This is a genomic window from Nocardia sp. NPDC003482, assembly GCF_053588115.1.
Genome location: NZ_JBSFPI010000001.1, coordinates 552,359 through 578,303 on the forward strand (window position 1 = coordinate 552,359; position 25,945 = coordinate 578,303).

At 72.8% G+C, this 25,945-nt stretch carries 24 protein-coding genes and 1 tRNA gene; 19 read left to right on the plus strand and 6 right to left on the minus strand.

What is annotated here, in order from left to right; genetic code table 11:
* Nucleotides 1–61 precede the first annotated feature (61 nt).
* From ACWDSJ_RS02560 to ACWDSJ_RS02570, 3 genes are read right to left on the minus strand one after another with little or no spacing between them, the layout of a single operon-like run.
* Nucleotides 62–1,066, minus strand: coding sequence for an acyltransferase domain-containing protein (locus tag ACWDSJ_RS02560; protein ID WP_450028899.1), 1,005 nt, complete (start codon nucleotides 1,064–1,066; stop codon nucleotides 62–64).
* On the minus strand, nucleotides 1,066–1,653 hold the full coding sequence (locus ACWDSJ_RS02565) for a flavin reductase family protein (protein ID WP_450028900.1): 588 nt from the start codon (nucleotides 1,651–1,653) through the stop codon (nucleotides 1,066–1,068). Before ACWDSJ_RS02565 ends, ACWDSJ_RS02560 begins: the two co-directional genes overlap by 1 nt.
* Nucleotides 1,654–1,677: 24 nt before the next feature.
* Nucleotides 1,678–2,409: a class I SAM-dependent methyltransferase gene (locus ACWDSJ_RS02570; RefSeq protein WP_450028901.1), complete on the minus strand. Its 732-nt coding sequence runs from the start codon at nucleotides 2,407–2,409 to the stop codon at nucleotides 1,678–1,680.
* Between the two features lie 121 nt (nucleotides 2,410–2,530).
* Between ACWDSJ_RS02570 and ACWDSJ_RS02575 the strand changes: the two genes are divergently transcribed.
* The 16 genes from ACWDSJ_RS02575 (at nucleotide 2,531) to ACWDSJ_RS02650 (ending at nucleotide 19,759) form a co-directional block, all read left to right on the plus strand.
* Nucleotides 2,531–4,273, plus strand: coding sequence for a GMC family oxidoreductase (locus ACWDSJ_RS02575; RefSeq protein ID WP_450028902.1), 1,743 nt, complete (start codon nucleotides 2,531–2,533; stop codon nucleotides 4,271–4,273).
* Between the two features lie 21 nt (nucleotides 4,274–4,294).
* Entirely contained in the window at nucleotides 4,295–4,798 is a 504-nt protein-coding gene (locus ACWDSJ_RS02580; RefSeq protein ID WP_450028903.1) for an RNA polymerase sigma factor, read from the plus strand.
* A complete protein-coding gene (locus ACWDSJ_RS02585) occupies nucleotides 4,795–6,117 on the plus strand; it encodes an NAD(P)/FAD-dependent oxidoreductase (RefSeq protein WP_450028904.1) in 1,323 nt (440 codons plus the stop codon). Before ACWDSJ_RS02580 ends, ACWDSJ_RS02585 begins: the two co-directional genes overlap by 4 nt.
* Before the next feature lie 36 nt (nucleotides 6,118–6,153).
* The gene (locus tag ACWDSJ_RS02590) at nucleotides 6,154–7,914 is read left to right on the plus strand and encodes an NAD(P)/FAD-dependent oxidoreductase (RefSeq protein ID WP_450028905.1); all 1,761 of its coding nucleotides are present in this window, start codon (nucleotides 6,154–6,156) and stop codon (nucleotides 7,912–7,914) included.
* 225 nt (nucleotides 7,915–8,139) lie between these two features.
* A complete protein-coding gene (locus ACWDSJ_RS02595) occupies nucleotides 8,140–9,171 on the plus strand; it encodes a hypothetical protein (RefSeq protein WP_450028906.1) in 1,032 nt (343 codons plus the stop codon).
* Nucleotides 9,171–10,598, plus strand: a complete 1,428-nt coding sequence (locus ACWDSJ_RS02600; protein WP_450028907.1) for a carboxyl transferase domain-containing protein — start codon at nucleotides 9,171–9,173, stop codon at nucleotides 10,596–10,598. Before ACWDSJ_RS02595 ends, ACWDSJ_RS02600 begins: the two co-directional genes overlap by 1 nt.
* A gap of 73 nt (nucleotides 10,599–10,671) precedes the next feature.
* Nucleotides 10,672–10,944, plus strand: a complete 273-nt coding sequence (locus tag ACWDSJ_RS02605; protein WP_450028908.1) for an acyl carrier protein — start codon at nucleotides 10,672–10,674, stop codon at nucleotides 10,942–10,944.
* 23 nt (nucleotides 10,945–10,967) lie between these two features.
* A complete protein-coding gene (locus ACWDSJ_RS02610) occupies nucleotides 10,968–12,245 on the plus strand; it encodes a beta-ketoacyl-[acyl-carrier-protein] synthase family protein (RefSeq protein WP_450028909.1) in 1,278 nt (425 codons plus the stop codon).
* Entirely contained in the window at nucleotides 12,242–13,558 is a 1,317-nt protein-coding gene (locus ACWDSJ_RS02615) for a cation:proton antiporter (protein WP_450028910.1), read from the plus strand. The genes ACWDSJ_RS02610 and ACWDSJ_RS02615 overlap by 4 nt, the downstream gene beginning before the upstream one ends.
* A gap of 9 nt (nucleotides 13,559–13,567) precedes the next feature.
* Nucleotides 13,568–15,073 carry an AMP-binding protein gene (locus ACWDSJ_RS02620; RefSeq protein WP_450028911.1) on the plus strand — a complete coding sequence of 502 codons (1,506 nt, stop codon included), beginning with the start codon at nucleotides 13,568–13,570 and terminating at the stop codon, nucleotides 15,071–15,073.
* 4 nt (nucleotides 15,074–15,077) lie between these two features.
* Nucleotides 15,078–15,299, plus strand: a complete 222-nt coding sequence (locus tag ACWDSJ_RS02625) for an acyl carrier protein (RefSeq protein WP_450028912.1) — start codon at nucleotides 15,078–15,080, stop codon at nucleotides 15,297–15,299.
* Nucleotides 15,296–16,675: a flavin monoamine oxidase family protein gene (locus tag ACWDSJ_RS02630; RefSeq protein ID WP_450028913.1), complete on the plus strand. Its 1,380-nt coding sequence runs from the start codon at nucleotides 15,296–15,298 to the stop codon at nucleotides 16,673–16,675. The genes ACWDSJ_RS02625 and ACWDSJ_RS02630 overlap by 4 nt, the downstream gene beginning before the upstream one ends.
* Nucleotides 16,672–18,072, plus strand: coding sequence for a KamA family radical SAM protein (locus ACWDSJ_RS02635; RefSeq protein WP_450028914.1), 1,401 nt, complete (start codon nucleotides 16,672–16,674; stop codon nucleotides 18,070–18,072). Before ACWDSJ_RS02630 ends, ACWDSJ_RS02635 begins: the two co-directional genes overlap by 4 nt.
* On the plus strand, nucleotides 18,069–18,542 hold the full coding sequence (locus ACWDSJ_RS02640; protein WP_450028915.1) for an FAS1-like dehydratase domain-containing protein: 474 nt from the start codon (nucleotides 18,069–18,071) through the stop codon (nucleotides 18,540–18,542). The genes ACWDSJ_RS02635 and ACWDSJ_RS02640 overlap by 4 nt, the downstream gene beginning before the upstream one ends.
* Entirely contained in the window at nucleotides 18,539–18,943 is a 405-nt protein-coding gene (locus ACWDSJ_RS02645; protein ID WP_450028916.1) for a MaoC/PaaZ C-terminal domain-containing protein, read from the plus strand. Before ACWDSJ_RS02640 ends, ACWDSJ_RS02645 begins: the two co-directional genes overlap by 4 nt.
* A gap of 6 nt (nucleotides 18,944–18,949) precedes the next feature.
* Nucleotides 18,950–19,759, plus strand: coding sequence for an AfsR/SARP family transcriptional regulator (locus ACWDSJ_RS02650; protein ID WP_450028917.1), 810 nt, complete (start codon nucleotides 18,950–18,952; stop codon nucleotides 19,757–19,759).
* On the opposite strand, the gene ACWDSJ_RS02655 is transcribed toward ACWDSJ_RS02650, so the two are convergent.
* From ACWDSJ_RS02655 to ACWDSJ_RS02665, 3 genes are all read right to left on the minus strand, one after another.
* Nucleotides 19,717–20,637, minus strand: coding sequence for a class I SAM-dependent methyltransferase (locus ACWDSJ_RS02655; protein ID WP_450028918.1), 921 nt, complete (start codon nucleotides 20,635–20,637; stop codon nucleotides 19,717–19,719). The two genes, ACWDSJ_RS02650 and ACWDSJ_RS02655, sit on opposite strands and share 43 nt — an antisense overlap.
* A 44-nt stretch (nucleotides 20,638–20,681) precedes the next feature.
* Nucleotides 20,682–20,766, minus strand: a tRNA-OTHER gene (locus tag ACWDSJ_RS02660).
* 11 nt (nucleotides 20,767–20,777) lie between these two features.
* Nucleotides 20,778–21,776, minus strand: a complete 999-nt coding sequence (locus ACWDSJ_RS02665) for a bifunctional lysylphosphatidylglycerol flippase/synthetase MprF (RefSeq protein ID WP_450028919.1) — start codon at nucleotides 21,774–21,776, stop codon at nucleotides 20,778–20,780.
* A gap of 120 nt (nucleotides 21,777–21,896) precedes the next feature.
* On the opposite strand from ACWDSJ_RS02665, the gene ACWDSJ_RS02670 reads away from it, so the two are divergent.
* From ACWDSJ_RS02670 to ACWDSJ_RS02680, 3 genes are read left to right on the plus strand one after another with little or no spacing between them, the layout of a single operon-like run.
* Nucleotides 21,897–23,540, plus strand: a complete 1,644-nt coding sequence (locus tag ACWDSJ_RS02670) for an aldehyde dehydrogenase family protein (RefSeq protein WP_450028920.1) — start codon at nucleotides 21,897–21,899, stop codon at nucleotides 23,538–23,540.
* Nucleotides 23,540–24,676 (plus strand): acyl-CoA dehydrogenase, encoded by a 1,137-nt coding sequence (locus ACWDSJ_RS02675; RefSeq protein WP_450028921.1) that lies wholly within the window; start codon nucleotides 23,540–23,542, stop codon nucleotides 24,674–24,676. The genes ACWDSJ_RS02670 and ACWDSJ_RS02675 overlap by 1 nt, the downstream gene beginning before the upstream one ends.
* 10 nt (nucleotides 24,677–24,686) lie before the next feature.
* On the plus strand, nucleotides 24,687–25,943 hold the full coding sequence (locus tag ACWDSJ_RS02680) for an aspartate aminotransferase family protein (RefSeq protein ID WP_450028922.1): 1,257 nt from the start codon (nucleotides 24,687–24,689) through the stop codon (nucleotides 25,941–25,943).
* Nucleotides 25,944–25,945: the final 2 nt, after the last annotated feature.

Below are 25,945 nucleotides of genomic sequence, written 5' to 3' on the forward strand. Positions count from 1 at the left end.
CGCGCGGCGGATGAGGATTTCTACGATCTCGTCGCGGCCCGGAAAAGTCGAGGCGCGGCGTTTATACAGCGGGCGTGGTGCGCGAATCGGCCAGCCGCCGCGCGGAGGCGTCGAATTCCCGGCATTCGTCGTCGCCGGGCGCGGCACTGCGCAGCCAGCGGTGGTCCGGGTCGGGTGCGCAGCGCTGCCCGAATTTCAGCAGCGTGTGCGACGGGCCGAGTTCGACGAACACGCTCGGTTCCGCGGCCGCCGCCCGCAGCGCGCCCGCGAAATTCACCGGTTCGAGGCAGTGGCGCATCCAGAATTCGGGGGCGGCCAGCATGTCGGGTGCGGGTTCGGCGGCGGTGAGCGCCGAGATCAGCGTCCGCGTGGGCGGCCGGAACCGCAGTTCCTCCGCCACCGGTCCCAGCCCCGCCGCGGCCTCGGCCATGAGGGGCGAGTGGAACGCGTGCGACACCTTCAGCGCGCTGTGCGGGATCGCGTGTTCGCGCAGCAGCCGCACCGCCGCCGCGATCGCCTCCGGATCGCCGGACAGCACGCAGCGGTCGGGGGCGTTGAACGCGGCGAAAGCCGGTGCGGCGGAACCGAGTTCGGCGAGCCCGGGCCGCACCCGGTCGGCGCCCGCGGCGACGGCGACCATCGCGCCCGCCCGCGCGACGCCCTGCATCAGCCGTCCGCGCGCCGCGACCAGCCGCACCGCGTCCGGCAGCGCGAGCACGCCCGCCAGCGCGACGGCCACGAGTTCGCCGATACTGTGGCCGAGCACGACGTCCGGCGTCACCCCGCGCGAGCGCCACAGCCGCGCCAGACTCCACTCGAAGGCGAACAGGGCGGGCTGCTGATACGCGGTCCGCTCCAGCAGTTCGGCGGCCCCACGGCGCACGCCGTCGGCGTCCGGGAGGTGGTCGGCCAGCAGCAGATCCGCGACCGAGACCGGCAGGTGGGCGCGGAAGTGCTCGTCGCATTCGGCGAGCGCGTCGGCGAACTCCGGGAACCGCCGCGCGAATCCCGCGCCCATGCGCGGATACTGCGAACCCTGCCCGGTGCACAGGAACACGGTGCGCATCAGAACTCCCCGATCCACTCCGCGTCGCCGTCCGCGCCGTCGAGGAAGTCCACGCCGCGCAGCACCCGGATGTAGTCGCGACGCCAGTACCCCAGCGGGAACCGCCGCGGATCGGTGGCGCCCGCGATCACCCGGCCCAGCACGATCACATGGTCACCGGCCGAAACGATGTCGTGCACAGTGCATTCCGCGTGCGCGAGGGCGGTCTCGATGAGCGGCATCCCGGTCCGGGGCGCGGGCCGCCACGCGATCGTGGCGAACTTGTCGGCGGCGCGGCTGGCGAAGGTGTTCGAGATCGCGTGCCCGTCGACGTCGAGCAGCGACACCACGAACGCCCCCCGGGCGCGGATCGCGTCCAGGGTGCCGCTCGGCGTCTTGACGCAGAACAGCAGCAACGGCGGCGTCAGCGACACGCTGCACACCGCCGAGCAGGTGAGCCCGCAGGGCGCCCCCGAGGCGTCCCGCGCCCCGATGATGCTCACCCCGCTCAACAACGACCCCATGATCCCGCGAAAGGCATCGGGATCGACATCGCCCTCCGCCCCGGAAACCGTTGTCGCCCCGAAGGATACGTCTGTCTCAGCCATGATTTCCTCCCACCACCCCCCGGCTCACAGTGAACCCCCGTGTCCCGGATTCCGTCGACGATGTGCATTGCCCGAGTCGCGGGGCGCGGTGTGCAACTGCGGGTCCGCCGCGGTTGGTCGGCCGGGGCGGGCGAGCAGGACGTGGCAGCGGTGTCTGCCGTGCCCGGCGTGGTGGTGGGCGGCGACGCGCAGGCCGGCGGCGTGGACGGCGTCGCGGATCGCGGCGAGCGGGCGGATCCGGAAACCGTAGCGGGTGAACGGCAGTCCCGTCATCGCGATCGGGTCGCCGAATACCAGGACCAGGCGGCCGTGCGGGGCGAGCAGGCGCGCCCATTCGGCGCAGGCCCCGGCCGCGTCGTCGAGGAAGTAGAGGGTGTGCACGGTGAGGACGGCGTCGAGCGAGTGATCGGGCAACGGCACCCGCAGGATCGAACCGCCGTGCAGCCGCAGGGTGCCCGCCCGCAGCGCGGGCCCGAACCGGCGGACCGCGCGGCGCAGCATCGGCGTCGAACGCTCCACCCCGTGCACCAGCCCGGCCGGACCCAGCCGGGGCAGCAGGGCGGCGATGCCCGCGCCGCCCCCGAACCCGAGTTCGGCCACGACCTCCCCGGGCCGCGGGTCGAGGGCGGCGACACCCGCGTGGATGGCGTGCCGGTTGCCGAGGTCCAGGCCGGGCCCGAGCAGCGGTCCGGGCGGTCCGTGGGGCTCGCTCAGTTGCCGGGCCAACCCGGCCGCGAACGGGGGAAGTGCGACCATGTGTGTTCTCCGAATCGGACGTGCATCGATAGGGACGCGAAACAAGCTCTCTCGCCTGTATTTACGCCGCGGAGTCGCGGCAGCCCGCGAACTTCGCAAAAGTGATTCCGTACGCGAAAGTATGCCGCACAGCAGTTTTCGCGGCTGTAACCGTCCGTGCCCGAAGCGTACGATCGTGCAGACTCGCCCGGACGTTGATTCGAGGTCGGAATTGGCTGTCTCACACCTTGATCGGTACTACTCACACATCATTGTCGGTGGCGGATCGGCGGGCTGTGTGCTCGCCGCGCGACTGTCCGAGGATCCGGCCGCGGAGGTATTGCTCCTGGAGGCGGGGCCGGTCGATCGCCATCCGGGTATTGCCGTCCCGGCGGCCTTCGCGAAGACCTGGCACACTCGACTGGACTGGTCATATTACACCGAACCGCAACGCCATTGCGCGGAACGAAAATGTTACTGGCCGCGGGGCCGGGTGCTCGGCGGCAGCTCGTCGATCAATGCCATGGTCTATATCCGCGGGCACGCGGACGATTTCGACGAGTGGGCCCGATCCGGGAACGCGGGCTGGTCGTATTCGGAGGTTCTCCCGTATTTCATCCGCAGTGAGGACAATTCGCGCGGACCGTCGCGCTGGCACGGGGTGGGCGGCCCGCAGTCCGTATCGGACCTGCGCAGTCCGCATCCGTGGTCGGAGGCGTTCGTCGCGGCCGGGGACGCGGCCGGGCTGGGCCGCACCGACGACTTCAACGCCGAGCGACAGCTGGGCTTCGGGCTCTACCAGGTGACCCAGCGCGACGGCACCCGCTGCTCCACCGCGCGCGGATACCTGCGCGGCGCGCGCACCCGCCCGAATCTGCACGTGCGCACCGGAGCCCTGGCCACCCGCCTGCTGTTCACCGGAAACCGTTGCGCGGGTGTGGAATTCGTGCGGCAGCGGCCCGGTCGCCGCGACCGCCACCTCCGCTACAGCGCCCACGGCGCGCGGACCATCGTCTGCGGCGGCACGGTCAACTCCGCGCAACTGCTGCTGCTGTCCGGGCTCGGCCCCGCCGAACACCTGCGCGAACTCGATATCGAGGTGCGCCAGGACCTGCCGGTCGGCCTCGGCCTCCAGGACCACCCCATGGTGCAGGTGGCCTACCGCTCCAAGGGCGGCGGCAGTCTGCTCGGCGCCGAGAACCCCAGGGACGCACTGGAGTTCGTGGTGCGCAGGCGCGGCAAGTGGACCTCCAACGTGAGCGAGGCGGCCGGATTCGTGCGCACCGCGGGCGGGGCGGGCGCGCCGGACATCCAGCTGAACTTCCAGCCCGCCCTCATCCGGGGCCACGAACAGCCCACCGCGCACGGCTTCAGCATCGGCGTCGTCCTCGTCGACGTCGCCGCGCGCGGCCGAATCCGGTTGCGCAGCACCGATCCCGCCGATCCGCCGCGCATCGATCCGAACTACTACGGCGAACCGGAGGATCTGCGCGCCGCCGTGGCCGGGGTGCGGCTGGCCCGGCGGGTGGCCGCCGAGTCGCCGCTCGCGGACGTGGCGCTGGCCGAGGACTGGGCCGGGGCGGGCGCCGACGGGGACGACGAACTGGCCGCCGCGGTGGCGCGGTCGACCGAGACGCTGTTCCATCCCACCTCCACCTGCCGGATGGGCACCGGCGCGGACGCCGTCGTGGGCCCGGAACTGGGCGTGCACGGTGTCGACGACCTGTTCGTCGTGGACGCGTCGGTGATGCCGCGAGTGCCGCACGGCAACACCAACGCGGCGACGATCATGATCGCGGAACGGGCGGCCGATCTGCTGCGGTCCGGATCCGCCGGGGCCACCCCGCCCGCCGCCGACGCGCGGCGGGCGGCACGACCCCGATGACCGCGAACCGGGGGGAACACGATGGACACACAGCCCGGAGACCAGGGTGGGCAGGCGCGCTGGATCCTGCTGGCCGCGCACCGGGGGCGGCTGGTCGAGATCGCCCGCGTGCGGCTGCCGTCGCTCGCCGACGCCGAGGACTGCGTCTCCGAGGCGATGATCAAGGCGTTCGCCTACGAGGCGCTGGATCTCGACCGCGTCGGCGGCTTCCTCACCACGGTCGTCATCCGGCTCTGCGTGGACTACCACCGCCGGGCCGAGCGCACCGAACGGCTGCTGACGCGCCTGCGCGAGAGTGAGGCGATCGCCGGGCCGGAGCAGTCCGTCTGCGCCGACAGCGCCGTCCAGGACATGCTGCGGGCGGTCGCGAGACTGCCGGTGCGCCAACGCCAGATCGTGATCGCGCGGATCGCCGGTTCGTCCACGGCCGAGGCCGCCGGGCAGCTCGGAATCAGCATCAAGGCGGCCGAGAGCGCGTTGACCCGGGCCCGCGCCCGGCTGGCCGCCGAACCGGGGGTGGCGTGAGCGCCGCGGACCCGCCGCGCGCGGGCGTGAACTGGTGGCGCGCCGCCGCGGGCCCGCGCCGCCCGGAACTGACCGGAACCCGGCGCTGCCGCACCGCGATCGTCGGCGGCGGGCTCGCGGGCGTATCGGTCGCGCTGCATCTCCTCGCCGCCGATCCGGGACACGACGTGGTGCTGCTGGAGGCGGACCGGATCGCCGCGGGCGCGAGCGGACGCGGCACCGGTCTGGTCGGCCCGCGCGTCGGGCCGTCGCTGCGGACCGCGCGGCGCCGGTTCGGCGACGACCTCGCGCGCGCGGCGTATCTCGACTCGGTGCGCGCGGTGTCGCGGGTCGGCGAGCTCGTGGCGCGCTACGGGGTGGACTGCGCGTACCGTCCGGGAAGCCAACTGCTCGTGGCCGATTCGGCCGCGGCGGAGCGGCTGGCCGCCGAGGCCCGGGCCGCGTGGGCGCTCGGGCTCGACGTCACCCCGGTGGCCGATCCGCCCGGCGCGTACCGGCTCGGCATCCGCTACACCCCCGCGGCCACGGTCGATCCGGCCGCGCTGACCCGCGGGCTGGCGGCCGTGTGCGAGGGGCTCGGGCTGACCGTGTTCGAGCGCAGTCCGGTCCGCGCGGTCGGCACCGGCGCGCGGATCGCGCTCGAGACGCCCGCGGGCGCGCTGCGCGCCGATCGAGTCGTGTTCGCGCTCAACGCCTTCGGTGGTCTCGGCGGGTCGGGCGGTGTGCTCGGCGTGCGGGTGCAGGCCGGGGCGACCGCGCCGCTACCCGAGGCCGCGCGGGCCGAACTGGCCGGGCTGCGCGACCGCCCGATCCTCGAATACGGTTCCTCGGCACCGTATTTCCGGCTCACCGCCGACGACCGGCTCGTGGTGGGCGGGGGACCGGTGCGGCGCGGCGTGCGGGGCCGCGACGCGCTCGACCGCGCGTGGTTCGCGCCCGCGCTGCGGCGGATCGGGGTGCGCGACAGCGCGATCGCCGTCACCGACGTCTGGTCCGGCCCGATCGCGATGACGCGCTCGGGGTGGCCGGTGGTGGGTTCGCCGGACGATGACCGGTCGGTCTTCGTGCTCGGCGGCTGGAACGGTCACGGCCTGGCCGCCGCCGTGGCGGGCGGCGCGCGAATCGCCCGCATGATCAGCGGAGACGCCGCCCCCGGGCCCGTTTTGCCATGGCATCGCGGCCGGGCCGAACCGATGCCCCAGCACGCGGTGGCTCAGCGGGTGCTGGACCGCTATCTGGCCGTGACCTCGTGGCGGGCGGCACGGCGAATCCGTGATCGGAGGGATTCCGACGGAGGGTTCGGGGCGGGTCGGACGTAATCAATGTGGTTGGGGGATAACGTACGGGAGAAGTTCATGGGATCTCCGAATGAGCAGAGCTACGACGTCGCGATCGTCGGCGGCGGCATCGGCGGGGCCGCGCTGGCCGCCATCCTTGCCCGGCACGCGGTCCGGGTGCTGCTGATCGAGGGCGGCGGGCATCCGCGCTTCGCGATCGGCGAGTCCACGGTCCCGGAGACCACGATCGGGCTGCGGGTCCTCGCCAAACGCTACGACGTGCCGGAAATCGGCAATCTGTCCAACAACACCGATCTGCGGCACCGGGTGAGCAGCGCCTGCGGGGTGAAGCGCAACTTCAGTTTCGCGTATCACCATGAGGGACAACGCTTCCGGCCGCGCGAATGCACCCAGTACCCCACCTGGGGTCCGCCGATGGGTCCCGATTCGCACTTCTTCCGCCAGGACGTCGACGCCTACCTCTACGCGGTCGCGCTGTCCTACGGCGTGACCGGACGCACCCACACCCCGGTCACCCGGGTGGACTTCGGCGCCGACGGCGCGGAGCTGCACACCGCCACCGGCGAGACCTACCGCGCATCCTTCGTGGTCGACGCGGGCGGGATGAAGAGCCTGCTCGGCGAGCAGCTCGGGCTGCGCGTGGATCCGCCCTACCGCACCCGCTCGCGCACCATCTTCAGCCACTTCGTCGGGGTCGAGCCGTTCGACCGGATCGTCCCGCCGCGCCGCGAACACGAGATGCCCAGCCCCTTCGGGCAGGGCACCCTGCACCACCTGTTCGAGGGGGGCTGGGCGTGGGTGATCCCGTTCGACAACCACGTCGAGTCGACCAACCGATTGTGCAGTGTCGGAATCAATCTCGACATCGACCGGTACCCCGCGCCCGCGGACCTGTCCGCGGCGGACGAATTCTGGTACCACGTCCGGCGATTCCCCGATTTCGAGCGCCAGCTCGCGCGGGCCAGCGCGGTGCGGCCCTACGTCGCGAGCCGACGCAGCCAGTTCGCCTCCCGGCAGGTGATCGGGCCGCGCTGGTGCCTGCTGCCGCACGCCTCCGACTTCATCGATCCGCTGTTCTCCAGCGGGCTCGCGGTGACGGTGATGGCGCTGAACGCGTTGGCGCACCGGCTGATCGACGCGGTGCGCGCCGACGACTTCGCGGTGGAGCGGTTCGAGTACGTGCAGCACTGGACCAAGCGGATGTTCGACTACTACGACCGGCTGGTGTCGAACTCCTACACCTCCTTCGACGACTTCGAACTGTGGAACGCCTGGAACCGGGTCTGGACGATCGCCACCCTCTACGGCGCCAACGCGCAGATCCAGACCGTGCTCGAATACGAGCGCAAACCCGGACCGTGGGTGTTCGACGCGCTCGAGCAGCCGCCGTACCGCGGCCTGCAGGGCATCGACAATCCGCACTTCGCCGAGCTGTTCGACACGGCGTGCGCGGCGATGGCGGCCTACCGCGACGGCGAGATCAAGGTGGACGAGACCTGCCTGCGGATCTACGACGCGCTGCGCGCGAGCGGACTCGTGCCCGCGGTGTGGGGCACCCTCGATCCGGACGATCGCTGCCCGGCGGGGACCTTCACCCTGCCGCCCATGCACGCGATCCAGTTGTGGGGCAAGCACTTCAGCCCGCCGCACGTGCGCGGGCGGTACTTCAACGGCAGCGCGCGGGTGGTCGCCCGCGAGGCCGTCCGGTACTACAACGAGCAGGTGTTCCGCAGCGTTCGGTCCGCGCATCAGGCGATGCGCGATATCTGGATCAATTGGAATCGCGATTGGCGAAAGGCTGGTGGACCCGTCCGATGACATCGGCCGTTCTTCTCGGCCACGGTTTTCCGAGAACGTAGAAATTCGGCAGGCGATCCCTGCCGGTCCATGAATCCCGCCGGGTTCGCCAGGGACACGATCCGCCCGGCGGCGGTGGCACGCACACATCGCCTCGCACGAGTGCGCAGGTTCGTCGTGCGATGAATACGATCGCCGTCCAGCGGAGGGGCGGGCGATCGGGCATTTTTCGAGAGGGGTTCGAATATGGCCGTTGAGACCGAACAGTGCGTCGACGACGTGGGGGTCACCGAGCGGCGCGACCGTCCCGGGCGGCGGGCGGCCGCCCTGCACGTGGTCGGCGACCGCGGGGTCGACATGGTGCCGCTCGAGCGGCTGGCCGGATCGGTGACGCCGCGGCTGGGCGGCGAGGACCCCGATCACGTGCTGCGGCTGGCGGAGGTGGGCGAGGACCTGCCGCCGATTCTCGTGCACCGGCCCTCGATGCGGATCATCGACGGCGTGCACCGGGTGCGGGCCACGGCGCATCGGGGGCTGAGCGAGATCGCGGTCACCTTCTACGACGGTCCGGCCGAGCACGCCTTCGTGCTCGCGGTCGAGGCCAATGTGCGGCACGGCCTGCCGCTGTCGCTGGCCGAGCGGCGCGCGGCGGCCACCCGCATCCTCCGGACGCATCCGGACTGGTCCGACCGGATGATCGCCAAGACCACCGGGCTGTCCGCGCGCACCGTCGGCGTGCTGCGAAGTTGTTGTGCAACCGCCGATTCGGAGCGGTTGAACACCCGGATCGGCGCGGACGGCCGGGCCCGGCCGCTGGTCTCGGCGGACAGCCGCCGCCGGGCCGCGGAGATGATCGAGGCCCGTCCCGACGCGTCGCTGCGCCAGGTGGCCCGCGCGGTCGGACTGTCGCCGGGGACGGTGCGCGACGTGCGCGACCGGATGCGGCGCGGCGAGGATCCGGTGCTGCCGCCGCGCACCGTCAACCGGGTCGACCAGCAGCACCGCTTCGCCGAGGCCATCGTGCCGGAAGCGCCACCGCCGGTGGACGTCTCGCAGGTGCTCCAGGCGCTGTGCAAGGACCCGTCGCTGCGGCTCAACGAGAGCGGCCGGGAACTGCTGCGGTGGCTGCATCTGCACGTCATCGATCCCAGCGACTGCCTGTCGGTGACCGAGTCCGCGCCCGACCACTGCGTCGGGGTGATGGCCGAACTCGCGCGCGGCTGCGCCTACAGCTGGGCGCGGATCTCGCTCGAACTCGCGAAACGGATACCGGACTGATGACGCTCGCACAGCCGGCGGCGGGGCCGCTGCGCATCGACGACGAACGCCATCCGCTCGGCCGCCTGATCGCGCTGTTCGACGCGAATACCCTTCGGCTGCTGGATGATTCGCTCGATTCGACGGAGTCGGGCGTGCTGGCCGGGACGGGCGCGGTGGCGGGCGTGGCGACCGTGGCCTTCGCCACCGACGGCCGGGTCATGGGCGGGGCGCTGGGCCGGGCGGGCTGCGACCGGATCGTCGCCGCCATCGATCACGCCGTGCGTCGCGGATGTCCGGTGGTCGGGGTGTGGCATTCGGGCGGGGCGCGGCTCGGCGACGGGGTGGCCTCGCTCAACGGCATCGGCGGCGTGTTCGCGGCCATGACCCGCGCCTCCGGCCTGGTGCCGCAGCTGTCGCTGGTGCTCGGCGCGGCGGCGGGCGGCGCCGCCTACGGGCCCGGACTCACCGACCTGGTCGTGATGGCCAGGGGCGCACGGATTTTCGTGACCGGACCCGATGTGGTCCGCGCGGCCACCGGTCAGGCCGTGGACGCCGAGACCCTCGGCGGGGTCGAGGCGCACGCCCGCTCGGGGGTGGCGCACGTGCTCGCCGAGGACGCCGCGTCCGCCTACGCCGAGACCCGCGCGCTGATCGGCCTGCTCGCCCGGCCCGGCACGGTCGGCGCGGCCCACGACCCCCCGCGCGGACCCGCGGAGTTGTTGCCCGCCAACCCTCGTCGCGCCTACGACGTGCGGCCGCTGCTGGGCGCGCTGCTCGACGACGGCGCGTGGGTCGAACTCCAGGCGGGGTGGGCGGCGAACATCGTCATCGGCCTGGGCCGTCTCGGCGGGGGCACGGTCGGCGTGGTGGCCGACAACCCGTGCCACGCGGGCGGTTGCCTCGACGCCGCGGCGGCGGAGAAGGCCGCGCGATTCGTGCGGATGTGCGACGCGCTGCGGGTGCCGCTGGTCGTGGTCGTCGACGTCCCCGGCTATCTGCCCGGCGCCGAGCAGGAGTACGGCGGGGTGGTGCGGCGCGGGGCGAAACTGCTGCACGCGTTCGCGGAGGCCACCGTCGCCCGGGTCACCCTCATCACGCGAAAGGCGTACGGCGGGGCCTTCATCGCCATGAACTCGCGCGCCCTCGGGGCCACGGCGGTCTACGCCTGGCCCGACGCGGAGGTCGCGGTGATGGCGGCGGAGGCGGCGGTGGACATCGTCTATCGGCGGCGGCTCGCCGCGGCCCCGCCCGCCGAGCGCGCGGCCCTGCGCGCGGAGCTCGTCGCCGAGCAGCGCGCCACCGCGGGCGGGCTGGCGCGCGCGGTGGCCGAGGGCGCGGTGGACCGGATCATCGATCCGGCCCGCACCCGGTCGACGCTGGCCGCCGCGCTGGCGGGCGGATCCCGCGCGAACGGCCATCGGCCGCACGGGAATATCCCGCTCTGATTTACACAGATTGCGAAAACCGCACGGCCCCAACGACACTGAATGTGCTCGAATTACGAAACGGGAGTCTGAAATGATCGAGACAATTCGTGAATCGATAATCACCGCCCTCCGCGAGATGAATTACGACACCACGGAGATCACCGGCGAAACGGTGTTGGGCCCGGCGGGTATGGATCTGGAATCGCTGGCCGTCGCCGAACTCGCGGTCCGGCTCCAGGACGAATACGGCGTCCGGTTCCAGGACGAGGAAATGGTCGATTTCGCCGCCGCCACCCTCGACGAATTCGCCGCCATCGTCGCCGCGCGCATCGCCGAGCAGGCGCCCGCGGCGGACGTGAAGTAAGCGGACGGCGAGGAGACAGCGGCATGGACGCAGGGTCGCCCCCGCGGGCGGTGGTGACCGGCATCGGCGTGGTGACGCCGGTCGGTCGCGCGCTCGACGAATTCTTCACCGCGGTGTGCGCGCCGTCCTCCGGGCTGGTGCGCCCGCCGGAGGGGCATTTCGCGGCCGGACTGATCGAGTCGGCCGGCATCGCCCCGGTCATCGATCCGTTCGAGGTGGTCGCGCGCACGGATGCCGGTGTGGTGGACCGGTTTTCGCTCATGGCGGTGGCGGCCGCCGACGACGCGCTGGCCGACGCCGGGCTGAAGATCGGCGAGGACGTCGACCCGCTGCGCGTGGCGGTGATCGTGTCCACGGGCGCGGGCGGCATGGAGACCTTCGAACAGCAGGCGATCGTGCAGAACGATCGGGGCGTGGGCGCGGTGAGCCCGTACCTGTTCGCCGGCTTCCTGCCCAACATGTCCGCGGCGCGCATCGCGATCAAGTACGGCGTGCGCGGGCCGAGCGCCACGATCTCGACCGCGTGCGCGGCCAGCGCGCACGCGATCGCCGAGGCGCTGCGGCTGATTCGCGCGGGCGACGCCGACGCGGTGATCTGCGGCGGCACCGAGGCGTCGCTGGGCCCGACCGGGCTCGGCGGCTTCCGCAACGCCCGCGCGCTCGCCTCGGGCTGGGACGACCCGACCGCGGCCAGCCGCCCGTTCGACCGGCGCCGCAACGGTTTCGTGCTCGGCGAGGGCGGCGGCATCCTCGTCGTCGAGCGCGCCGACCTGGTCGACGCGCGCGGCGGCACCGGCTACGCCGATCTCACCGGCTGGGGCGCCACCACCGACGCCTACCACCTGGTCATGCCGCGCCCGGACGGCACCAGCGCCGCCGACGCCATGCGAATCGCGTTGCGCGACGCCGACTTACGGCACACCGACATCGGCTATCTCAACGCCCACGGCACCGGCACCCGGATCGGGGATCTGGCCGAGGCCAAGGCGATTCGCGACGTGTTCGGCGACGACCAGCCGAAGGTGAGCTCCACCAAGGGCGTCACCGGTCATCTGCTCGGCGGCGCGGGCGCGATCGAGGCGGCGGCGACGGTCCTCGGCCTCGCGCACGGGCAGCTGCCGCCGACCCGTAATCTCGACGACCCCGACCCGAAATGCGATCTGGACCATGTGCGCGGGACCGCGCTGGCCCGGCCGATCGCGGCGGCCATGTCGAATTCGTTCGCCTTCGGCGGTCACAACGTGAGCCTGGTGTTCCAGACCGCCTCCACCGTTCGTCGTCATCCGGTCGCGCGGCGATGAACATCCATGCGGCCGCGCCGATTCCGCCGCTGTCCAGCCACGCCCTGCTCGTGCTGCTGGTGCAGCTCGGGGTGCTGCTGGCGGTGGCGCGGGGCCTCGGCGCGCTCGCGAATCGGCTCGGCATGCCCGCCGTCGTGGGCGAGCTCACGGCCGGGGTGGTGCTGGGGCCCTCGGTGCTGCTCCCGCTGGCGCCGCCGGTGTCGCGGTGGCTGTTCGCCGCCGATCCGGTGCAGCTGCATCTGCTCGACGCCGTCGGTCAGGTGGGGGTGCTGCTGCTGGTCGGCATCGCGGGAATGCAGATCGACGCCGGGCACATTCGCGCCCATGTCGGTCCGGCGCTGAAGGTCAGCCTGTGCGGGCTGTTGATCCCGCTGGCCCTCGGCGTCGGCGTCGGGCTGCTGCTGCCGGTTCCGTTGCGGCCCGAGCACACCGGGCCCGGGGTGTTCGCGTCGTTCCTCGGCATCGCGGTGTGCGTGTCCGCGATCCCGGTCATCGCCAAGACGCTGCTGGAGTTGCGGCTGACCCATCGCGACGTCGGGCAGTTGATCATGACCGCGGGCGTGGTCGACGACGCCGTCGGCTGGATGCTGCTGTCGGTGGTGTCCGCGCTCGCCACCACGGGCGTGCGCACGGGTACCGTGCTCGGCTCGGTCGGCGCGATGGCGGCGCTGCTGGCGTTCACCGTGCTGATCGGGCGGCCGCTGGTCCGGGTGGTGCTCACCCGGGCGCAGGCGCGCGGCGACGCGGGCGCGGTCGTCGGCGCGGCGGTCGTGCTGTTGTTCGCCAGTGCCGCGGCCACCCACGCCATGCGGTTCGAGGCGATCATCGGAACGTTCCTGTGCGGCATCCTGATCGGCTCCTGCGGCGTCGATCTGCGGCGGCTGGCACCGCTGCACACGGTCGTGATGGCGGTGCTCGCCCCGATCTTCTTCGCCACCGCGGGATTACGCATGGATCTGGCCGCGCTCGCGCACGGGCCGCTGCTGCTCGCCGCGCTCGGCGTGCTGGCGATCGCCGTCGTCGGGAAGTTCGTCGGGGCCGCGCTGGGCGGGTGGCTGAGCGGGCTGGGCCGCGCCGACTGCCTGGCCCTCGGGGCGGGCATGAACGCGCGCGGGGTGATCGAGGTGATCATCGCGATGGTCGGGCTGCGCCTGGGCGTCCTCGGGGTGGAGGCGTACACGATGCTCGTGCTCGTCGCGATCGTGACCTCGGTGATGGCGCCCCCGATCCTGCGCCGGGCCACCGCGCGTTCGGAGGTCACCGCCACCGAGGCCGCCCGCGCCCAGCGCGCCCTGCGGCTCGAGGCCAGTTGAGGAGCGAGCATGACCGAGACCACCGTGGCGCACGCCGCCGACGTCCACACCGATTTCACCGCCACCGCGCGAGCGCATCCGGCGCGCACCGCGATCCTGCACAACGGCACGCCGATCACGTACGGCCAACTGGCGCACCGGGTTCGGGCGCTCGCCGCCGGACTCGCGGCGGCGGCCGGGGAGTCGCGCCGGGCCGCGATCCTGGTGTCGCGATCGCCGGAGACCCTCGCGCATCTGCTGGGCGCGCTGTGCGCCGGAGTCGCCTACTGTCCCCTCGACGCCGCGCTCCCACCCGCCCGGATCCGGCAGCTGGTGTCCGCGCTCGGGGTGGAGCGGGTCGTGGCCGCCGCGCCCGGATCGCGGGCGCCGGAGGGCGTCGAGACGCTCGCCCTGACGGACGGCGAAACAGTCTGCACGCCAACGCATTCCGAGGAAGATCCGGCCTACCTGCTGTTCACCTCCGGCTCCACCGGCCACCCCAAACCGGTGATCACGCCCCGGCGCGCGCTCACCGCCGCCGTGCGGGCGCTGCGCGCCGAATTCGCCCTGACCCCCGCCGACCGCGTCCTCCAGTTCGCCGCGTTGAGCTGGGACACCTGCTTCGAGGAGATCCTGCCCGCGCTCACCGCGGGCGCGTCGGTCGTGGTGGACGACGAGGCGTACGCCGGATCGTTCCCGCGCCTGCTGCGGATGCTCGGCGAGCGCGGCGTCACCGTGCTCGACCTGCCCACCGCGCTGTGGCACGAACTGGTGCTCCACCTCGACGAGGAACGCGCCCGGCTGCCGGAATCGGTGCGGCTCATCGTGATCGGCGGCGAGGCGATCAACCCGGCCCGCCTGCGCCGCTGGCGCGACCTCGGCACCGACTCGGTCGTGCTGCTCAACACCTACGGCTGCACCGAGACCACCCTGGTGACCCACGCCGCGCGCCTGGCCGGACCGGGCGCGGAGTTCGGCGGCGGCGACGACATCCCGCTGGGCCGCCCGCTCGCGCACGTCCGCGACCACATCGCCGATTCCGGGGAACTGCTCGTCGCCGGACCCGCGCTGGCCACCGGCTACCTCGGGGCGGCCGAGCAGACCGCCCGCGCCTTCGTCGTCGCCGACCACGGCGACGGCGCGCGGCGCTGGTTCCACACCGGCGACCTGGTGGCGCGCGGCGACGACGGGTTCGTGTACCCGCGCGGGCGCACCGACGACCAGCTGAAAGTCCGTGGCGTGCGGGTGAATCCGGTCGAGGTCGAGGCCCAGCTGCTCGCCCACCCGTGGGTGGCCGCCGCGGCCGTGGTCGGCGACCGCGGCCGGGGGCATCTCGCGCTCACCGCCTACGTGGTGCGCCGCGCCGACGCGGTGGGGGTGGCCGAGCCGCGCGCGTTGATCCGGCATCTGCGCGACCGGCTGCCCGGCCAATTCGTCCCGGGCCGAGTGTGTTTCGTCGACGCGCTGGCGTACACGGCCAGCGGGAAGGTGGACCGGGCCGCGACGCAGCGGGCCGCCGAAACGAGCAAGGAGTGAGCGGGTGACAGCCGAGCGGATCGTCCAGATCTTCCGCACCGTACTACAGACCGGCGAGGTCGAACCGGCCTCCGATTTCTTCGAACTGGGCGGCGATTCGCTGCTCGCGACCCGGGTGCTCAGCGCGATCGCCCGCGAATTCGGCGCCGAACTGTCCTTCGAGGACTTCGCCGAGGCGCCGTCGGCGGCCGCGCTGTCGCAGAAGGTGGGGGCGGCGGCGCGATGAGCGGATCCACGCATCGGGTGGCGGTGATCGGGGCCGGACTGGCCGGACTTACCGCGGCCCGCGAATTACGTTCGGCCGGAACGGATGTGGTCGTGCTCGAGGCCCGCGACCGGGTCGGCGGCCGGGTGCGCGGCATCCCCGTCGCGCCCGGCGTCGCGGTCGACGCCGGGGCCGCCTACCTCGGCGCCCGGCACACCGCGCTGCTGGCCGCGCTCGCCGCGCACGGGCTCGGCACCGCGGCGACCGAGATGTCCGGGCGCAGTACGTTTCTCGTCGACGGCCGGCGGGTCACCACCGCGGGCCGGGTGCCGCCGCTGCGCGCCGTGGCGCTGGGCGATCTGTTCGACCGGCTGGCGGCGCTGGTCGACGGCATCGATCCCGAGCGGCCGTGGCGGGGCGCGGACGCCGCGCGCGCCGATCGCACGACCGTCGCGGACTGGGCGGCCGAGCAGCTGTCCGACCCGGACGCCCGCACCTTTTTCCCGCTGTTCCTAGGCGAGATGATGGCCGCCGATCCGGCGCGAATCTCCGTGCTGCACATGGCCTTCTATCTGCGCTCCGGCGGCGGCATCCGCTACCTCAACGCCTTCGAGGGCGGCGCGCAGCAGTGGCGGGTGGACGGCGGGGCGCACCGGCTGTGCGAGGCGCTCGCGGCCGATCTCGGTCCCGCACTGCGGCTCGGCCACGCCGCGCGCGCGGTCGACCAGGACGACACCGGGGTCACCGTGCGCTGCGACGGTCCCGCGGGCGCGGTGGCCGTGCGCGCCGACGCGGTGATCGTGGCGATCCCGCCGCTGCTCGCCGACGCGCTCACCTACCGGCCCGAATTGCCCACGCCCCGAGCCACATCGGTGACCGGGCGCGGCTGCGCGGTCAAGGCGCACCTGGTGTATCCGGCGCCGCTGTGGCGGGCGGCGGGCCTGTCGGGCTGGTCGATCTCCACGCGCGGGCCGCTGCTGTCGACCGTGGACGATTCGCCCGCCGACGGCTCCGCCGGGGTGCTCACCGGATTCGTCACCGGCGCCCAGGCCCGGCCGTTCGCGGCGCTGCCGCCCACCGAGCAGCGGGCCGCGGTGCTGGCGCACGCCCGCGCGCTGTTCCCGGCGCTGCCCGAACCGGACCGCTGCGTGATCACCGACTGGGTCTCGGCCGAATACAGCCGCGGCTGCTACGCCGCGCTGTTCGGCCCGGGGGACTGGTCGCGGCTCGGGCCGGGGCTGACCGTTCCGCACGGCCGGGTGCACTGGGCCGGGACCGAGACCAGCCTCGAATTCTTCGGCCTGATGGAGGGCGCGATCCGCTCCGGCCGCCGCGCCGCGGCCGAACTGTCGCCCGCCGCCGCGCGGGCCGCCACCGAACAGGATGTGCTGCAATGAGTACGCTCACCGATCTACGCCGCGGCGGCTACCTCGCCGCGACCGACCAGCCCTACCGCTACACCCGCCGCGAACTCGTCGAACCGGACTGGCGGCGCTTCCCGGGCTGGGCCGGGGTGGGCGTAGCCGAATGGCACGACCCGCAGTGGCAGCGCGCGCACTGCGTCAAGACCAGCGCCCAGCTGCGCGCGGTCACCGGGACGCTGCTGGCCGAGAGCTTCTACGCCGACCTCGCCGCCGACCACGAACGCTTCGCGACCATGTCGATGCTGCTGCCCCCGCAGATGCTCAACACCATGGTGCCGCGCGGGGCGGGCGGGCAGCGCGCGTTCACCGAGGCGTTCGTCGCCGATCCGATCCGCCGCTACATGCTGCCGATCCACAGCGACCGCGACCCGCGGTGGACCTCGCACCCGTACTCCGAACGCGATTCGCTGCACGAGGCGCAGATGTGGGTGACCGAGGGCCTGACCCACCGCTACCCGACCAAGGTGCTCGCCGAACTGGTCTCCACCTGCCCGCAGTACTGCGGCCACTGCACCCGCATGGATCTGGTCGGCAACTCCACCCCGACCGTCGCCAAGACGCGGCTGGAACTGCGCCCGGCCGACCGCCAGGACCGCATCCTCGACTACCTGCGCGCCACCCCGGGCGTGCGGGACGTGGTGGTGTCGGGCGGCGACGTCGCGAATGTGCCCTGGCCGCAACTGGAGTCGTTCCTGGAGCGGTTGCTCGCCATCGACAGCGTGCGCGACATCCGGTTGGCCACCAAGGCGCTGGCCGGGCTGCCGCAGCACTGGCTGCGCCCCGGCGTGCGCGAGGGCATGGCCCGCGTCGCCCGCACCGCCGCCGACCGCGCGGTCAATCTCGCGGTGCACACCCACATCAATCACGTGCAGTCGGTGACCCCGCTGGTGGCCGCCGCGTCCCGGGCCCTGCTCGAGGCCGGGGTCCGCGACGTCCGCAATCAGGGCGTGCTGCTGCGCGGGGTGAACACCACCGCCGACGATCTGCTCGATCTCAGCTTCGCCCTCCAGGATTCGGCGAACGTGCTGCCCTACTACTTCTACATGTGCGACATGATCCCGCACGCCGAGCACTGGCGGATCGCGCTGTGGGAGGCCCAGCAGTTGCAGGAGGCCGTCATGGGCTACCTGCCGGGCTTCGCGACGCCCCGGCTGGTCTGCGACGTCCCCTATGTCGGCAAGCGCTGGGTGCACCAGGTCGCCCACTACGACCGGGTGCGCGGAATCTCGTACTGGACCAAGAACTATCGCACCGGCGTCGACGGCGACGGCGCCGACGTCCTCACCCGTCGTTACCCCTTCTACGATCCGATCCGCACCCTGCCCTCGCTCGGGCAGCGGTGGTGGCGGTCACAGTGGGAGCGGCGATGACCGTCTCCGCGCCCGTCCGGGTCCCCGCGCCGGACGAACCGATCGAGGTCACCACCGGCAAGGTCCGCGAATTCGCCTGCGCCATCGGCGAACTCGGGCCCGTCCATCACGACGTCGCCGCCGCGCGCGCGGCCGGACATCCCGGCCTGGTCGCGCCGCCCACCTTCGCGATGGTGCCGCTGCTGCCGTTCATCGAGGCCGCGCTCGACGAGGTCGGCATCGACCGCGCCACCGACGCGGTGCTGCACACCGAACAGCGCTTCGACTACCACCGGCCGCTGTGCGCGGGCGACGCGGTGCGCTGCGTGGTGCGCGCCGACCGCGAACGCGACACCACCGCGGCCGACGGGACGCGCGTGCTCGGCCTCGACATCCGCGCCGAACTGCGCGTCGCCGACGAGGTACGGGTCACCGTGCGCACCCGGCTGCTCGTGCGATTCGGCGCCGCCGGAAAGGAATCGGGGGAATGACCGCCACCCTGGAACCGGGCCTGCGGCTGCCCACCCGGACCTATCGCATCGATCGCGGCGATCTGGTCCGCTACGCGGGCGCCTCGGGCGACTTCAACTCCATCCACTGGAGCGACCGCGTCGCCGCCGCCAAGGGACTGCCCGGCGTGATCGCGCACGGCATGCTGCTCATGGCGCTGGCCGGGCGCGCGCTCGCGGACTGGACCGGCGCCGAATTCGACTGCTACGACCTGCGATTCAGCCGCCCCGCCGTCGTCCCCGACGACCGCGACGGGCTCATGATCGAGATCCGCGGCCGCGTCGTCGAGCACGACGGCGTCAGCGCGCGCATCGTCGCGACCGTCCACGACGCCACCGGCGCCACCCTCGCCCGGGCGAGCGTCGCGACCCGGATCGGGTGAAACGCCATGGCGCTCACCGAGATCGGGGTGCTGGGTCCACTGCGGCTGGCCGCCGACGGCGTCGAGACGCCGCTGGCGGGGGCCAAACTCCGCGGCATCCTCGTCCTGCTCGCGCTCGGCACCGACCGGTTCGCGCGGCGCGACGAGCTGATCGAGGAACTCGGCCTGTGCGGCACCACCAAGAACGCGACCAACGCCCTGCACGCCCACGTCGCCCGGCTGCGGCGCTGGCTCGCCGACGACGGCCGCGGCTGCGTGCTCGAGACCCTGCCGTCGGGCTACCGCCTGCACATCGACCCCGCGGCCGTCGACGCGACCCGCTTCACCGCGGCCGTGGATCGCGCGCTGGCACTGGCCGATCGGGGCGGGACGCGCGGCATCGGCACGCCGTCGGTGGTGGCGGCGATGCTCGAGGAGGCACTGGGGCTGTGGCGCGGCGACGCGCTGGCCGACACCGCCGACGGGCCGCGGCTGGCCGCGCTGGCCGACGAGTTGCATCGCGTCCGGGCGGTGGCGCGGGAAACGCTGCTCGACGCCTGGCTCGCGGCGGGCCGCCCGCGCGAGGTCGCGCTCGCCGCACCCGCGTTCATCGCCGACGATCCGCTCGACGAACGGTTCCACGAACAGTTCGTCGACGCCCTGCAACGCCTCGGCCGCTACGCCGAGGCGGTCGAGGCGTATCAGCGCGCGGACCGGCTGCTGCGCGACGAACTGGGTGTCGCGCCCGGACCAGGGTTGCGCACCCTGGTCCACGCGATGATCGGCGGCCCGTATCACCCGGCGTCGGCCGGTTTGCGCAGCCGGTACACCAGGTAACCGCGCGCGCCGGTGGCCATTTGGGTGTAGATCACCGAGTTCTGCACCGCCACCAGATCCCGGAACGCGCCGCGCAGCATCGGCGGCACGTCGTCGCGAATCTGTTTCTCCCGCAACGGCGTCACCCGGTCCAGCGCGGCGAGCACCTGCGCGCTGATCACGTGCTGGGACTCCCGGCGCAGCCCCGCGTCGTCCATGGCGCGTTCCAGCTCCGGAATCGCCTGCGGCGTACGCAGATCCGCGAACGCCACCGCGCCGCCGGGCCGCAGCACCCGGAACACCTCGGCGAAGAACGCCGGAACCGACGGATAGGTGTGCGAGGACTCGACATTGACCACCACGTCCACCGAGGCCGCGGGCAGCGGGATCGCCTCGGCGCTGCCCTGGATCCAGGTGGCCCGCTCGTCGCGCAGCTGGTGGCGGCACCACGCGATCGCGTTGGCCGCCAGATCCAATCCCACATACGAGCGCGGCCGGTGGTAGCGCAGCACGTAGGAGCCGCCGCCCCCGCGCCCGCAGCCGACTTCGAGCACGTCCTTGCCGGTCAGGTCCAGGCCCGCCAGCGTGTGCGCGTACAGCTGGATGGGGTAGCGGTGCGGTTCGTCCACCGACCGCAGCTCCAGCTCGTCGGCGCCGTCGCTGTAGCCGAGGTTCATGAACAGCATCCGCCCGGTGGGGTCCTTGGTCGCCAGCGTGTTGTAGACCGAACCCCACACCGCCCGCCGAATTCTCGGAAAGCGTTGCGCCGCACCGAATATCCCCGCCGAGAGCAGACTGGGGCGGCGCCCGCGGGCGGCGTCGCCGGTCCGGATCGGACCGACCTGACCGCACAGCGAGCCGGGGTCGGCGGGACGGGACGTGGTGTCGATGGGGTCCATGCGAATCCTCCTGCGGACGGACGGACGAGGGATGGCGAGGTGTGCGGAAGGGGCAGGATTCGAACCTGCGAGGGCGTGGACCCGTCCGGATGACTCCGGACCCCGTTGGGCCGCTTCGGGTACCCTTCCTCGATCGGAGGTCACAACAGGTTGATCGCGCGCAGGAAGCCGAGCACGGCCCCCGGCGCGATCCGGCCGCGGAAGGCCACGTACTCCGGAATCGTCACCGAGGGAAACCATTTCAGCTTGTAGTCGAGCTGGCTGTGCGCCGGATACAGCAGCCCGCCGCGGTCCTGCACCGCCCGCAGCAGGGCCGTCGCGGGCCCGCTCGCGCTGGTCGTGCGGAACTCCTCGGCCAGCCCCGTGAACGGGGTGAAGCCGAAATGCAGCCAGGGCGAACCGCTTTCGCGGAAGCGTTCGACGGCGGTCAGGTTGATCGCCTCCATCACCCCCGGCGGGGCCTGCGGTACCCGGCGGCTCAGATCGTGCAGCCAGCCCGGCCGCGACCCGTAGGCGGGCGCGTAGGAGATGTAGCCGATCGGCTCGTCGTCGATCAGCCCCAGGAACAGCCGCCGCCACGCCTGCGCGGGCCCGCCGATCTCACCGACGGTGAACGTCAGCGGTTTCGCGCCCTTGCCCGCGAGCCAGCGCTCGTCGATGGCGGCGAGGGCCGCGGCATAGGTCGTCGCGTCCACCTCCTCGACGCGCAGCCCGGCACGGCGGGCTCGGGAGATCTTGTTGCGCAGCCGCACGAACCTTTTCCCGCTCAGCGACCAGTCGCGCAGCTCAAGCGCGTAGGACGCGCCGAGCTGATTGACCGAGAATCCTTGCGCCGCATATAGTTCCGCGTCGTCCGCGCCGACCTGTACCGCCATGGCGCGACGGCGGGCGGCGCGGGTGTCGGCGAGGAACGCCGCCAGCAGCCGTTCCCGGTCCGGCGGCGCCGCGAACGGCCCACCGAACTGGACCCGGTAGCGGCCCACCCGGCGGTAGGCGACGAAACCGTCGATCCCCGGCACGGTGAACCGCTCCTTGTCCCGGTTGAGGGCCAGGAACGCGCTCGGATTGTCCCCGTGTGCCCGCAGCACCTCGACCGCGGCGGCGAGGCCGGTGGGCTGGAGGGCGTCTGGTGCGGTCACGAGAAGCAGTGTGCGACACCGGGTCTGACATTCGGATGAGACGGCGCGCGCGGCGGTTTCATCGCCGTGTCAACGCCGCCGCCCAGACTGGGCGCATCCGAGCAGAGGAGCGCCACCGCCATGACAGCAAGCATCACCGAGCACGGCATCGCTTCGTACGGCAGCTACATCGGGGGCAAGGACGTCGACGGCGAGCACTGGGTGTACGTCCTGTCGGCCGCCGCGATCATCGACGACTCCTTCGCCATGCTCAAACTCAAACGCCGCCTCGAACGCGGCGACCCGTCCGTCCCCGCCGAACTGCCCGACGCGGTGGTCGGCCGCGTCGCCGTCGCCGACGCCGCCGCGGTGGACGACGCCGTGGCCGCGGCGGCCGCCGCCTTCGCCCGATGGCGTTCGGCGCCACTGGCGGTCCGCTTCGACGCCCTCGGCGACCGTATCCACGCCGGACTCCTCGAACACCGCGAGATGATCGAGCACCTGATGGTCGAGGAGGGCCATCCGCGCGAGCTCGCCCGCTGGGAGGTGGCCTCGGTCATCGACGCCTACGGCCCCGAGGCCCGCGACTACCTGCGCGGCCAACTGTGGTGGGAGACCCGGAGGGCGGGGCGGCGCATCATCATTCGCCGCCAGCCCGACGGCGTGGTCTGCGTGAACCCGCCGGCCAACGCGCCCATGACCGGAGCGATGGTGTTCGCCTCGGCCGTCATGGCGGGCAACACGGTGGTGATGCGCGCCCCGCGCACCGTACCGCTCGGGGTCATGTACGCCATGCGGGAGGTGATCGCGCCCGCCCTCGACGAGGTCGGCGCCCCGCCCGGCACGCTGAACGTCGTGTGCGGGCAGCCCGCCCCGATCCTCGCCGCCTGGCTCGCCAGCCCGCACGTGGCCGACCTCATCCACGTCGGCGGGGTGGAGAGCGGGCTGCGCTACCAGCGGGAGTGCGTGGCCGCGGGCAAGAAGCCGATCCTGGAGCTGGCGGGCAACGACGCGGTCACCGTCTGGTCCGACGCCGACCTGCCCGCCGCGGCCCGGGTGCTGACCGAGAGCTTCTACGCCTCCGGTCAGGTGTGCATGCTGCCCAACCAGGTCCTCGTCCACCCGGCCGTCGCCGACCGCCTGATCGAGCTGATCGCCCGGTGCGTCACCGATATTCGGCCCGGCCGCCCCGACGAACCGGGGGTGCTGCTCTCGCCGGTGCTGCGGCAGGACGGCTACCGCCGCTGCCTCGCCGACGCCGTCGCCAAGGGCGCGCGGGTGGTCGCGGGCGGGCACGGCATCGACTTCGACGGCAACCGCGACGAACACGGATTCTTCCTGGCGCCCACCGTCGTTCGCGTCGACGGGCTCGCGGGCGCCCGGGAGATCGACGCGGTCCGCGAGGAGACCTTCTTCCCGCTGCTGCCGATCGTGGTGCCCGCCGCCGACAGCGACGAGCGGCTGCTCGACGACATCGTCGACTTCGTCAACTCCAACACCTACGGCCTGCGAAACTCGTTGTGGGCCACCGACCCCGCCGTGATCGACCGCTTCGTCGCCGAGGTCAACAACGGCGGCGTGCTCAAGATCAACGACTCGCACATGGGCTTCCTCGCGCCGCTGCCCACCCACGGCGGCACCGGCGACACCGGCGGCGTCTTCGGCGAGGCCAACTACCCCATGCTGCGCACGACCCGGTTGCAGGCCGTGGCGATCGCCGAATCCGGTTCGGGCACACCGGCGATCGTGCCCGGCGCCGAATCCGTCCCCGGAGGTGAGTCCTGATGTACACCCTCGACCAGGCCCGCGAGCGCTGCGACGCGCTGCTGCCCGGCCTGCTGGACAAACTGGCCGACCAGCCGCTGGCCGAACGCGAACGGCCCGGCAATCCCGGTCTGGAACTGTTCCGCGGCAGCGGCGGTCCGGGACTGCTCATCCCCGCCGAGTACGGGGGACTGGGCGCGGGCCCGCGCGACGCGATCCAGGTCCTGCGCGCGATCGGCGCGACCTCGCCCTCGCTCGCCGTCGCGACGGCCATGCACCACTTCTCGCTGGCCAGCCTGTTCGCGGCCTCGGACACCCTGCAACCCGGTCCGGAGGAACGCGCGCTGCTGGCCGCCATCGCCGACCAGAACCTGCTCGTCGCCTCGGGATTCGCCGAGGGCAATCCGGGCCAGGGCATCCTCACCCCGACCATGACCGGCGTGCGCGTCGACGACGGCATCGTGGTCACCGGCGCGAAGAAGCCGTGCAGCCTGTCCCGGTCGATGGATCTGTTCAGCGCGAGCGTGTCGGTCCCGGCCGCCGACGGCGGCACCGAACTGATGCTGATGCTGATTCCCGCTGCCGCGCAGGGCATTTCGGTCCATCCGTTCTGGCGGGCCGAGGTGCTCGCGGGCGCGGAGAGCGACGAGGTCCGGCTCACCGACGTGTTCGTCGACGAGCGGCTGCTCATCCCGGCCACGCTCGGCGACCGCGGCGAGATCGACGCCCTGCAGACGGTCGGGTTCATCTGGTTCGAAATGCTCATCACCTCCTGCTATCTCGGCATCGCCAGCGCCCTGGCCGAGCGCGCGTTCGCCGACATCCGGCGCGGCGGCGACCTGCTCGCCCGGCTCGGCGTCCGGCTGGAAACCGCCGCGCTGCTGCTGGAATCGGTGGCCCATCGCCTGGTCGGCGCCCCCGCGGACAACGCGTTGCTGACCACCGCAGTCACCGCGCGCTACGGCGCCCAGGACGCCATCACCGACGCCGTCGCGCTGGCCCTCGAGGCGATCGGCGGCATGGGCTTCCTCGGCGATCCGGACGTCGGCTACCTGGCCACCGCGAGCCGCTGCGTGGTCTACCATCCGCCCTCGCGGGTCTCGGCGCACGCGGCATTGGCCGCGGCGTTCCGCGGCGACGTGCTGCGGCTGGCATAGGCGGCCCGCGATGACCCCGGAAAGCACCGAAACCACCGAAACCGATTGGGTCGCAACGACGTACCGGCGGTCGCTGTCCAGCGGCCGGGCCCGGCTCGCCGCCATGCTCGGCGGCCACGTCGAGGTCGCCTCGGCCGGGGCCTGGGTCACCACCAGCGACGGCGAGACGTACCTGAACGCGGGCGGATACGGCGTATTCCTCACCGGCGCGGGCCATCCCACCGTCGTCGCCGAGGTGGAACGGCAACTGCGCACCCATCCCGTCGGCACCCGAATGTTCCTGGAGCCCACCGCCGCCCGCGCCGCGCGGGCGCTCACCGAGGTGACCCCCGAGGGGCTCGATCACGTGTACTTCGCCTGCTCGGGCGCCGAGGCGGTCGAGGCCGCGATCAAACTGGCCCGGCTCAACGGCCGCCCCCGGCTGGTCTCGACGATCGGCGGCTACCACGGTAAGACGATGGGCGCGCTGTCGGTGACCGCGCGCCCGACCTTCCAGGACCCGTTCCGCCCGCTGCTGCCCGGCGCGGTGAGCGTGCCCTACGGCGATTCCGCCGCGCTGGCAACGGAATTGGAACGCGCCCCCGGCGACTGCTGCGTCATCGTCGAACCGATCCAGGGGGAGGGCGGGGTCGTGGTGCCGCCGCCGGACTACCTGTCGACCGTGCGCGCGCTGTGCTCGGAGTACGGCGCGCTGCTGGTGCTCGACGAGATCCAGACCGGCCTCGGGCGGCTGGGCGCGTGGTGGGGCTGCGCCGAGGCCGGGGTGCGGCCCGACATCCTGCTCACCGGAAAGGGTTTGGGCGGCGGCGTGCTGCCGGTGTCGGCGGCGGTGGCCGCGCCCGAGGTGTTCGCGGCGCTGGACCGCGACCCGTTCCTGCACACCTCCACCTTCTCCGCCGCGCCGATCGCCATGGCGGCGGTGTGCGGGGCGCTGCGCGCGATCACCGAGGACGGGCTCGTGGCGCGGGCCGCGATCCTCGGCGAGCGGATCCGCGCCGGGATCGAGGAGATCGCCGCGCGCAACCTCGCCGCGCACGACTACCGGGTGCGCGGGCGGGGTCTGCTGCTCGGGGTGGAACTGCCCGACCCCGGACTGACCGGCGCCCTGCTGGTCGAACTCGTCGCCCACCGCGTCATCGCGAACCTGTCGCTCAACTCCGACCGGGTGCTGCGGCTGACGCCCCCGGCCGTGCTCACCGACGACGAGGTCGGCTTCCTGCTCGACGCCTTCGACAAGGCCACCGGCTCGATGATTTTCCGCAGATAGAA